The 12,217-nt window shown below is 40.1% G+C and carries 6 protein-coding genes; 4 read left to right on the forward strand and 2 right to left on the reverse strand.

Going from position 1 to position 12,217, the window contains the following annotated elements; translation table 11 throughout:
* Positions 1–332 precede the first annotated feature (332 nt).
* A complete protein-coding gene (malT, locus tag BCU68_RS08885) occupies positions 333–3,041 on the reverse strand; it encodes an HTH-type transcriptional regulator MalT (RefSeq protein WP_102564418.1) in 2,709 nt (902 codons plus the stop codon).
* Between the two features lie 550 nt (positions 3,042–3,591).
* Between malT and BCU68_RS08890 the strand changes: the two genes are divergently transcribed.
* From BCU68_RS08890 to glgB, 3 genes are all read left to right on the forward strand, one after another.
* Complete coding sequence (locus tag BCU68_RS08890) at positions 3,592–6,045, forward strand: glycogen/starch/alpha-glucan phosphorylase (protein ID WP_102564419.1); 2,454 nt, start codon at positions 3,592–3,594, stop codon at positions 6,043–6,045.
* Between the two features lie 112 nt (positions 6,046–6,157).
* Entirely contained in the window at positions 6,158–8,338 is a 2,181-nt protein-coding gene (gene malQ / locus BCU68_RS08895) for a 4-alpha-glucanotransferase (RefSeq protein WP_102564420.1), read from the forward strand.
* Between the two features lie 171 nt (positions 8,339–8,509).
* The gene (gene glgB, locus BCU68_RS08900) at positions 8,510–10,693 is read left to right on the forward strand and encodes a 1,4-alpha-glucan branching protein GlgB (RefSeq protein WP_102564421.1); all 2,184 of its coding nucleotides are present in this window, start codon (positions 8,510–8,512) and stop codon (positions 10,691–10,693) included.
* A 54-nt stretch (positions 10,694–10,747) separates the two neighbouring features.
* Here glgB and BCU68_RS08905 read toward each other — a convergent pair whose 3' ends face one another.
* Complete coding sequence (locus BCU68_RS08905; RefSeq protein ID WP_102564422.1) at positions 10,748–11,704, reverse strand: AEC family transporter; 957 nt, start codon at positions 11,702–11,704, stop codon at positions 10,748–10,750.
* A gap of 198 nt (positions 11,705–11,902) precedes the next feature.
* Between BCU68_RS08905 and BCU68_RS08910 the strand changes: the two genes are divergently transcribed.
* Positions 11,903–12,184 (forward strand): pyrimidine/purine nucleoside phosphorylase, encoded by a 282-nt coding sequence (locus BCU68_RS08910; protein ID WP_102564423.1) that lies wholly within the window; start codon positions 11,903–11,905, stop codon positions 12,182–12,184.
* Positions 12,185–12,217 lie beyond the last annotated feature (33 nt).

Consider the following 12,217-nt stretch of genomic DNA (forward strand, 5'->3'; position numbering starts at 1 on the left):
ATGAATTGGATTATACAGAGGTTTGTGTAGAAAAGTATGTAATGTCACCAGTATGCCAGCCAAGCAGAACAAGATTTATTTGTATTATGTTTCTCTTTTGCAAAATGGAATTGCAATTTGCAAAAGACGTTGTCAGTTTATAAAAAAAGAATGATTTTATCTGCAAAAACAGGGAGAAAAGTTGGCACGATGCCTGCATATGTATAAGTGATCCTTCTTAAGCCGAGGATCACCTAGCCAACTGACGTTGTTAGTGAATATTATCTTTGTTCACAAATTATATGAGCCAATCGCCTTATTTGCGATTGGCTATTTTTTTGCCTAGTGAAAAGTTAAAACCCCATCAACTGCAATAAGTTTTCAGCGGTACTGATTGCTTCCTTTCTATTTGCGATATTTAGTTTCTGGTAGAGATTTCGAATGTGCGTTTTGATTGTTGTGCCCGCCACATCGAGCTCTTGAGCTATTTGTTCGTTACTAAAGCCAGAGTAAATTAAGCCAAGGACTTGCCATTCTCGCTGAGTCAGTGGGCTGGTACGTACAAGCTCTGGAATATTTGGATGGTTAACTAACTTTTCAATAAACTCTTCATCAAAGTGAATAGAGCGACTTCTCTGCGTTGTTGAAATCTCTTTTATTAATTTGACGGCGCGATGACGCTCTAAGTCACCAAGCTCGACTTTGTTAGTGATCCTTTCTAACAGATGACCAATCGAAGCTCCATCGATTAAGAAGTTGCCTACCATGCCCGTTTGGTTGGTTAACTTTAGAGCCGATTTTAGTTTCTCAACAGCATCATCTTCATCTTTTAGCTTGACACTTAAAACTGCCTCAACAATTAAATTCCTATTAGTATCAGTGATTAGCTGGTGGTTTTCTGCTTCATTTTTTAAAAAAACGAGTGCTTCTTTGGCTTGGTCCAGTTGATCTAGGTTAATATGAGCGCGAACAATATTACGCCATTGTAACTGGCAAAAATGATTGCTTGCTTGCTCAGGTCTTATTGCACAGTTTAGCCACTCTTGCATCGATTCTTTATCCCCTTTTGCTTGCCAAAACAGTAGAAGTGAAAGCGATGCATTGGCAGTCCAATCAACATGATAAGTTGACTGCTTCAACAGATGGTTTATTTGGTCAATAAATTTAGAGGCTTTATCGAGCTCTCCGCGACCTGTGGCAATACGAGCGAGCATTGAATAACAATGTAAGTGCTTACTTGGATCATGATGACCAAGAGTATCTAACCCTTTATAAGTGCACTCTTCTGCTTCATCGAGTCGATTCCAGCACCATAAGATTTGTGAACGAACACGTAATAAAAATTCATGCAAAGGGATGTGTTGCAACTGATGCTCTTCAATAAATTTAAAGGCTGACTCTTGTAATTCAAAAGCAGCTTGAACATAGCCTTGTGCGATGAGAATTTCACTTTGTTGTAAAATGGCCCACAGTGCTTGGTGATAAACTTGATATTGACGAGCTAACTTTTCCGTCTGTTGCATCATAGGTAAAGCGCGGCGTAAGTTACCCATCACATGGTTCACTTCACCAACAATTGAGGTCGCAACAATTCGACTTCGATAAATAGGAGAATTTAACTGGCTTAGTGCGAGTTCGGCCATTTCAAGTGCTAGTTCAGGGTTATTATCATTAATAGCAACTTGGGCACGTAGGACATTATATTGACCTTGATGCTCACTATCTAACTCAATATTACGAGCAATGTGCTGTTTCTCTGCTTCTGTAATTAATGTGCTTACTTGATCGTAACGATGCTGGCTTTGTGCTAACCAAGCGCGTAATAGTGATAGTTTAGGGTTACTATACAGTACTTCATCATCAAGGTTGTTAATTGCGAACTCTAAAGCCGTTAACTCACCTTGGTTAAACATCTTCCAGCCATACTTATCCAGTATCTTAGCTGTTAATTCACTGTCTTTGGCTTTTTGAGCATGACCTAACGCTTGATGTGGTGTTTTTAGTTTTAGCCAAGCATTAGCAGCGCTATGATGTAAATCGAGCTCTTGCTGAGGGATGCGGGCTTGACGTTGGTGAGATAGGAATTCACCAAATAAATTATGGAAGCGATACCAGTTGTGTTCACCTTCTAAAGGATAAATGAATAACCCGTAGCGATTAAGTGACTCAATTTGACCTAGGGCATCATCTCTATGTGTTAACTCACAAACGAGCTCATCATTAAAGTGATCAAGTACTGAACATTGCATTAAAAACTGGCGCGTCTCAGTATCTAAAAGGTCAAAGACCTCCTCAACTAAATAATCCCATAAGTGAGCATGATTAAACTGGGAAACCGATTCAGCCGATTGAGTTAATGTGCGCTTTTGATGTTGTGCTTGCAGAGCAATGAGTTGTAATGCTGACGGCCACCCCTCAACATAACTACGCAAACTATCAGCTGTTGAATCATCAATACCATCCGTTACTCTTTGGTTGAAAAATCGAGTCGTTTCTTCAGTATCAAAAGCCAGTAGGTCATTACCTATTTCTATCATTAAATCACGAACACGCAGGTTCGCTGTACCTAATGGCGGTGTTGCACGGCTGGTGGCGACAAGCGTTAAATTATCAGGCATATGCTTAATAAAAAATCGCATGGCTTCATGAATATCATCATTTTGGATCAGGTGGTAGTCATCTAATACGAGATAGCACTCTTGATGAAAGTCAGACATTTCAGCAAAAACTTGACTAAATAAAGAGTGAATAGATGAAAACTGACGCTTTTCAGCTAATTTTTGCGCACTTTCACAAGCGTACTGTGTCGCTTTATTGATTGATTGAATTAGATAGTTAATAAAGCGAAACGTATCATTGTCGCTGTCATCTAAGCTATACCAACCGATATTAGGTTTATCTGATAACCATTGTGCAGCCATGGTTGTTTTGCCATAACCCGCCGGCGAACGGAAAAGGACGAGTTTATAAAATGGTGCTTGTTGCAGTAGGTCTAAAACTCGAGGTCGTACGATAGCGTTATGTAATCGGCCAGGGCGGGTTAGTTTTGAGGGTATCCACATGTGTATTTAGCCTGTGATAATAATGTTTTCGTTATTATTTGATCTATATCTAAAACAAATAATAGCGATTTAATTTGATTGTCATGTTACTTGAATCAAAGATCTACAGACTATGATCTAGCTCTGAATTATCTACACACTGCCTGTCCGCAAGGTAACTACGCCCTATATTTGTGATGCTCGTCACGTAGTGTCTGCTGATTAGCTTGGTTGTTCACTTTGTCCTATACGTTCAATGCAGCATTATTTTGAATAGAATAGAAAAAACATGTGATCAAACAAGCATTATTTTAATAATTTCATTGCTGATTATTTAATCGCTTTTGTTTTGGTATATAAATACAGTTGCACATTAGCTGTGATCGTAATCACGACTAAATTGATGAATCACATTCAAGGTGAGATTTGGATCACTAACTGTATTTTCATACGCCCTCTACGCCCTAACTTCTCATCCTTAATAATTGAGATTTTAGGAGGATGTTTAGTTTTCCCTGAACATGCACGATATATGGCAGATGAATTGAACATATAAATGAGAGTTCTAGTAATGAAATCAACTCAGCAAAAAAAATTCGATAAAGTAGCTTTTCAGGCAAGTGTTAAGAAGCACCTTTCAGCGACTTACGCAACGACAGTAGAAAACGCAGATAGTCGTGCATGGTATCTCGCTATGGGCCGTGCCTTAGCTGAATTCACAACTTTCGATCTATTAGAAACGGAAAATGATGAAAAAGTCATAAATGCAAAAAGTGTTAACTACCTATCACTTGAATTTTTGATTGGTCGCTTAACGGGTAACAACTTAATCAGCATGGGCTTATATGAAAATGTAACTCAAGCAATGGAAGAGTTAGGTCAGAATGTTACTGACTTATTGGAAGAAGAGCGTGATCCATCATTAGGTAATGGTGGTCTTGGTCGCTTAGCAGCATGTTTTATGGATTCTTGTGCTGCGCAAGAGTTCCCAACTGTTGGTTACGGTCTGCACTATGAGTATGGTCTGTTTAAGCAATCATTTAAAGAAGGTCATCAACAAGAAGCACCAGATGCATGGCGTTGTGTTGAAGGTTATCCTTGGGAAGTTGCTCGTCCAGAGCTTGCGCAAGAGATTGGTTTCTACGGTCATGTTGAAACCTACCAAGAAGGCGGTAAAGAGTGTCGTCGTTGGGTTCCTGGCATGTCAGTAAAAGCAATGCCATGGGATCTACCTATTTGTGGTTACGAAAGTGATACGGTGTACCCACTGCGCTTATGGGAATGTCAGGCAATTGCACCTTTCTCTCTAGCAAGCTTTAATAATGGCGATTATTTTGAAGCGCAACACTCGCTAATTGATGCGGGTAACATTACAAAAGTACTTTATCCTAATGATAACCATGAGAAAGGAAAGACACTGCGTTTAATGCAACAGTACTTCCACTCTGCTGCATCAATTCGTGATATTTTGCGCCGCCATGAGGCTGCTGGTCATACTTTAGCATCATTGCCAAAGTACGAAACTGTACAATTAAATGATACTCACCCAACGATTGCGATTCCTGAACTTATGCGCATCTTACTTGATGAAAAAGGCTTAGGTTGGGATGAAGCATGGGCGATTAGTTCACAGACATTTGCTTACACAAACCACACATTACTTCCAGAAGCTCTAGAAGTATGGAGTGAGTCTTTGATTCAGCGTCTACTTCCTCGTCATATGGAAATAATTTACCAAATCAACCACTTATTCTTGAAAGAAGTGCGAGCTAAGTGGCCTGGTGATGTGGCTAAACAACAAAAGCTATCAATCATTCAAGAAGGTTTCCATCGTATGGTACGTATGGCTAACCTTGGCGTTGTTGGTTCATATGCAGTGAATGGCGTTGCAGCTCTTCACTCAGCACTTGTGAAGCGTGACCTTTTCCCTGAATTTAATGAGCTATACCCAACTCGTTTACAAAACGTAACGAACGGTATTACTCCGCGTCGCTGGTTAAAGTTCTGTAACCCATCACTATCTCGTTTGATTACAGATAAAGTCGGTACAGAGTGGCCTGCTAAATTGGATCAATTGGCTGGTATAGCTAAGTTTGCTGATGACGCAAAATTCCAAAAGCAATTCATGGCTGTGAAAAAAGAAAACAAGCAGCGCCTAGCTAACTGGGTTTCTGACAACATGGGTATCGAGCTAGATACTAATGCCATTTTTGATGTGCAAATTAAACGTTTGCACGAGTACAAGCGTCAGCATCTTAATATGCTGCACATTTTGTCGCTTTACCATCGCTTACTAAATGATCCTGATTTTGATATGGCGCCACGTGTTGTGATCTTTGCAGCGAAAGCCGCTCCAGGTTACCACCTAGCAAAAGAGATCATTTACGCAATTAACAAAATTGCAGATAAAGTAAATAACGATCCTCGTATTGGCAATAAGCTAAAAGTGGTCTTTATTCCTGATTACCGTGTAAGTATTGCTGAAATCATTATTCCAGCGGCTGACGTTTCTGAGCAAATCTCTACAGCAGGTAAAGAAGCATCAGGTACTGGTAACATGAAGATGGCACTAAACGGTGCATTAACTATCGGTACGATGGATGGTGCTAACGTTGAAATTCGTGAAGAAGTGGGCGAAGACAACATTTATATCTTTGGCTTAGAAGTCGATGGCGTAGAAGCACTTAAAGCATCGGGTTACAACCCATTTGATTACTACAATGCAGATCACCTACTTAAATCATCAATGGATTTATTGCTAGGTGAAGAGTTCACTCCAGGTGAACCAGGCAAGCTTCGTGCAACATTTGATAGCCTACTTGATGGCGGTGATCCATACCTGTGTCTAGCGGATTTTGCTTCATATGTTAAAGCACATGAAGATATGGATGCACAGTATCGCGACCAAGCTGGTTGGGCTAAAAAAGCAATCTTAAATACAGCACTTGTAGGTAAGTTTAGTTCTGACCGTAGTATCCGTGATTACGTTAATAACATTTGGAAACTAGAAACTGTTAAACGTTAATCAAGGCTAAATAGCTAAGGCGGAACATCTGCCTTAGCTAATTTTTTAATTGTATTTTTATAAATAATAAACCCGATATTAGAAGGTTTACAACGTCCCTTCGGAGAGAGCGATGATAGATCAAACCGTATTAAAAAAAGTCGCCGAGATGGCGAATATAGCCGATAGCTACGTAAGTGCGTGGGGCGAAGAAGCATCAGTATCTGATGCCACTATTCAGCATATGCTTTCATCACTTGGTTATGATGTAAGTAGTGAACAAAAACTGCTGAAATCAGCAGAAAAAAAACATAAAAAAGATGTATTAGATCCAGTACTTGTTGTTCGAGATGGTGAGCAAATAGAAGTTGCTCTTTATTTAGGCGTAAGTGCTCGCGAAAGTGAAATTAGCTGGCGCATAGATACAGAACAAGGAGAGGTACTTGAAGGCTATCTTCAATCACAAATCGTAAGAGATGATCGTGCTGAGGGTGGCCCTTTAGTATTTGCACTGCCAAGTGACTTGGCGTGGGGTTATCATACATTAAGCGTCTCTCGTAAGCGTCGTAAAACACCTTATGTTATGTCGTTAATTGTGACTCCAACATCGTGCTTTAAACAGCCTGCTATTCAACAAGATAAAAAGCTATGGGGACCAAGTGTTCAACTTTACACACTACGCACTCAGCATAACTGGGGGATTGGAGATTTTGGGGATCTAAAACAACTCGTTAGTGATATTGCTTCTCGAGGTGGTGATTTTGTTGGATTGAACCCAATTCATTCTCTTTTCCCTGCTAATCCAGAAGGTGCAAGTCCATATAGCCCATCTTCTCGCCGTTGGTTAAATATTTTATATATAGATGTCAGCTCTGTACCTGAATTTTCTCTCAGTGCAGAAGCCCAGCAACTCGTAGGTAGTGCTGACTTCCAACAACGATTGCAAAAAGCGCGCGACTCTCACTGGGTTAATTACACTGAGGTCTCGCAGCTTAAAATGCAAGTTTTACCGCTTTTATTTGCAGAGTTTCAAACGCGCCACCTAGATAAAGGGACAGAGCGAGCTCAAGCATTCGAAGAGTTTGTGAAGTTGGGGGGCGAAAGCTTAGTACATCAAGCAGCATTTGATGCATTACATGCTAAATTATTAGCGGAAGATTCTGGGATGTGGGGTTGGCCAGTATTCCCTGAGAAGTATCGTCGCTTTAATAGTCCTGATGTAAAGAAATTTGTTACTAGTCAAAGTGATCAAGTGCAACTGTATATGTACTTGCAGTGGTTAGCCGATGGTCAAATCAATGAAGCTCAGGCATTAGCTGAAGAAAAAGGTATGGCAGTTGGCTTATATCGAGATCTTGCGGTAGGCGTTGCCGATTCTGGCTCTGAAACTTGGGCTGATGACGGTAACCTTGTCATGGATGCGAGCATTGGTGCTCCACCGGATATTTTAGGTCCTCTAGGTCAAAACTGGGGCTTACCACCTCTAAACCCTGAGGTGCTAAAAAATACAAGCTACGAAGCATTTGTACAATTATTGCGTGCCAATATGAAACATTGTGGTGCATTACGAATTGATCATGTTTTAGGACTGCTGCGCTTATGGTGGATTCCAAAGGGTGAGAATGCGACAAATGGTGCTTATATTTACTACCCAGTTCAGGATATGCTATCCATTCTTGCTCTTGAGTCACATCGCTACCAATGCTCTGTGATTGGAGAAGATTTAGGCACAGTGCCTGATGAAATCGTTGATATTTTAGCTGATGCAGGCGTGCATTCATATAAAGTCTTCTTCTTTGAAACCGCAGAAGATGGTGGTTTTATTTCACCAAAACATTATGCAGACCAATCAATGGCCGCGCTTTGTACTCATGATATGCCAACATTACGTGGATTTTGGCATTGCGATGACTTAAAAATGGGTAAAGAAATTGGATTATACCCAGATCAAGCGCAATTAGATGGATTGTTTGATGATCGCTTGAAATGTAAACAAGGTATCTTAGATTCAATTGCTTGGCATGGTTATTTACCTGAAGGGGTTGGCCGTGACGCAAGTCAGGTGCCAATGGACACTTTTTTAAGTGAAGCTCTACAGTTGCATGTTGCAGCCGGCGATTCAACCCTGTTAAGTGTACAGCTAGAAGACTGGTTACAAATGGACAACCCGGTGAATATTCCAGGTACGATTGATGAGTATCCAAACTGGCGTCGTAAATTATCGATGAATTTGGATGAAGTTTTTGCATTAGAAGGTGTTAATGGGATTGCAACCCGTTTGACATCGGTTAGGGCTGAAGCGAGTAAGAAATAGAGAATACTTTGATTAGTTAAAGAAATTTGACGTCGAAATATAGGGTTAGGTCACTCTATTTAACTGCACCCTGTTGTACAATTAATTGTCGTTATTATGCCCGCATCTATATCGCGGGCTTTTTTTGTATATATTTTAATTATAGTTAAATGTCAGTTAGGGAGAAAGGTTTTGAAAACATGCTCTATTTCAAAGCAAAAACAGGGATATAATCAGCTTAAGGAAGCTTCATTTAATAATCCATTTGCATTTTTAGGTCCATTTCAGGCTGAAAAAGACGTTGCATTACGAGTTTGGATGCCAGGGGCTGATAAAGTTGAACTCATTATTGGTGATGAGCCTCGTATTGCATTGGAAAGAAGCGAAGAAAGTGGGTTTATTTTACCTTCGACTCGAGATTTACAATTTACTCATTATCAATTAGCTGTAGATTGGGCGGGGACTGAACAAATTATTGATGATCCATATCAGTATCATGATCTCTATATTGGTTTCGAAGAGCTGCATACACCAAAAGAAATGTACCACTACATGGGAGCGCAATTTGTAACGTTAGAGCGTGATGGTGAGTTAATTTCAGGAACTCGTTTTTTAGTTTATGCACCTCATGCAACAGCGGTTAATCTTATTGGTGATTTTAATGCTTGGGATGGTCGACGCAACCCAATGCAACGCTTAGATTATGGGATCTGGGGACTATTCATACCAAACCTCGAAGAAGGTGCTCAATACAAATTTGAGATGAAAGGTCCTAATGGTGAAGGCTTACCACATAAAGCTGATCCATGGGGTTTCTATGCTGAGCAGTACCCTTCTTTTTCTTCTGTGACTTATGATCATAATCGTTACGATTGGCAAGATAGCGCGTGGCAAAATCGTCCTGTGACGGAAAAGCGTAAGGAAGCTTTATCATTTTATGAGCTCCATGCTGGTTCTTGGAAGCGTAACGAAGAAGGTGAATTTTTAAATTATCGTGAACTTGCTGCTGAGCTTATCCCATATCTAACGGATTTAGGCTATACCCACGTTGAGTTAATGCCAGTATCAGAATACCCATTCTATGGCTCGTGGGGCTACCAACCAATTGGTTTATTTGCTCCAACAAGCCGCTTTGGTTCACCTGATGACTTTAAATATTTTGTTGATCAGTGTCACCAAGCCGGTCTTGGTGTTGTCATTGACTGGGTACCTGCACACTTCCCATCGGATAGTCATGGACTGGCTAACTTTGATGGTACACCGCTATATCATGATCCTGATCCTCGTCGTGGTTGGCACCAAGATTGGAATTCATTTATTTATGATCTCGGTCGTGAGCATGTACGTCGTTTCCTTGTTTCAAATGCACTGTATTGGATAGAACAATTCCATATTGATGGTATTCGTGTCGATGCCGTCGCGTCTATGTTGTATCTTGATTATTCTCGTAGTCATGATCAATGGATACCAAACATTGATGGTGGTAATGAAAATTATGATGCGATTGCAACGCTAAAATGGATGAATGAGGAACTGTATAAGCATTTCCCTAATGTCATGACGATTGCTGAAGAGTCAACAGCGTTCCCTGGTGTTTCTGCACCAACGTTTATGGGTGGATTAGGCTTTGGCTTTAAGTGGAACATGGGCTGGATGCACGATAGTTTATCGTATATGCAAGAAGATCCAATACACCGTAAATATCATCATAATACGATCACTTTCCCATTAATTTATGCGCACAGTGAAAATTATGTCTTATCACTTTCGCATGATGAGGTTGTATATGGTAAAGGTTCGCTGCATGACAAAATGCCAGGTGATGAATGGCAACAGACTGCCAATCTACGCGCATACTTAGGTTATATGTATGGTCAACCAGGCAAGAAATTAAACTTTATGGGTACCGAGTTTGGTCAAACGGCTGAATGGGATCATGATGATCAACTGCAATGGTTCTTATTAGAATTTGAGCGCCACCAAGGCTTGCAGCAATTGACTAAAGATCTAAACCATCTTTACCGTAATGAGACAGCATTGCATGAACTTGATTGCCACCCTGATGGTTTTGAGTGGCGCTTACAAGATGCTGCTGACGCAAGTATTTTAGCGCATGAGCGTATGAATGAAGCTGGTGATCGTATTTTAGTAGTCACTAACTTTACGCCAGTGCCACATACTGCTTTCCGTGTTGGTGTACCACATAAAGGTAAATATCAGCTACTTCTTAATACTGATGATGTACAGTATTCAGGTAGTGACTTTGATGTGTTAACTAAGGTGTCTTCTAAAGCCGTTGCAAGTGAAGGGTTAGATCAATCCATTACTTTAAGCGTGCCGCCATTAGCGACCTTATTCTATAAATTCGCTAAGTAACCTCTAAGCGTTTCAATAAATAAAAACCCAGCTCAGTGCTGGGTTTTTTATTTTTTACAGTAAGTTAAACGTAGAGAGTATAAAAATGCCCATAGTGCATGTCACTAGAGATAAAACGGTCGTTAATGCGATGATATTCGCCGCTAAAACAGCATTACCGCCCATCGCTCTTGCCATAATATAACTTGCAGCAGCGGTAGGTGCAGCACTCATAAAGAAGACTAACCCTAAATCTAGCTCCGTAAAACCGATACAGTAAGCTCCGAGTGTGATCAACAGTGGGCACAAAACCAGTTTGTAACCTGTTGAGAAAAAGGTCGAGAATGTCTCTTCTCTAAGTGAACCAATATTGAGGGCGCCACCGGTACATAGTAGCGCGAGTGGTAGAGTCATATTGGCAAAGTATTGACCTGCATCAGTAATAACTTTTGGTACTGGTATCGATAGGAAATAGAAAAGCATACCAAGAAAAATAGCAATAATGAGCGGGTTTTTTGTTAAGGTTTTTGTTATAACCCCAAGCGCTTTAGAGCTCGATTCTTCTCCCTTTGGTGACAAAGCGATAACGGCTAGAATATTATAGAGTAATGTACAGGCAGCAACATAGATCGCAGCGAGTGCCACTCCTTCATCGCCATAAACATTGGCAACGTAAGCAAGCGCAATAATCGCTGTATTCGAGCGGAAGCCACCTTGAATAATAACCCCTTTATCCTCTGGTTTTTTAAAGAAGATATGCGTACTTAGTGTAGTGAAAAGATAAAAGAGAATATTGGCGATTAATCCATAGATAAGCAAAGTTCCACTTGCTGCAAAGTCATGCTCAGAATTGATGATGCTTAAAAATAACATAGCAGGTAATGTTATTTGAAAAACGATCTTAGAGGCAACATCAATGAAATTCTCATTAATGATCCCGACGCGCTTTAAAATCACACCGAGCAGCAGCATGATACAAATAGGACCAGTAATTGAGATAGAAAAGAGCAGTTGGTCTAGTAAATGTGCCATTTGATAATGTATGTCCAAGATTGAGTGAGGTTGAATTTTACGTCATATTTATTTGTATGATAAATTTTTTTTGATGATTCTATTGTGATCTTATCGTTAATCCAAATGGTATAAAGATTAAATATGTAAATGGATTATTAAGTAAGCTAAGATTGGAGAACAAATTTACCTTAAATAGAAAGCAGGGATGTATCAGCAATGATTATAGAAAATACGTATTTTTCTGGTGGTGTTAAGTCGCTTGGTTTTAGCCAAAAAGAAACAGAGAGTAGCGTGGGTGTTATGGATGTGGGTGAATACACTTTTGGTACCTCTGCACCTGAAAAAATGACGGTAGTGAAGGGGTCATTAACCATTAAACGAGTGGGAGACGATGACTGGGTTACTTTTGTTTGTGGTGAATATTTTGAAATAGCAAGTAACTCCTCATTTGATGTAAAAGTCGTGACACCAACGGCTTATTTATGCGAATACTTCTAGGGTTGTTTTTTGAACTATCTTAACGGATGAAAT

The sequence above is a fragment of the Vibrio sp. 10N.286.49.B3 genome (assembly GCF_002873395.1).
In the GTDB taxonomy this organism is placed as follows: domain Bacteria; phylum Pseudomonadota; class Gammaproteobacteria; order Enterobacterales; family Vibrionaceae; genus Vibrio.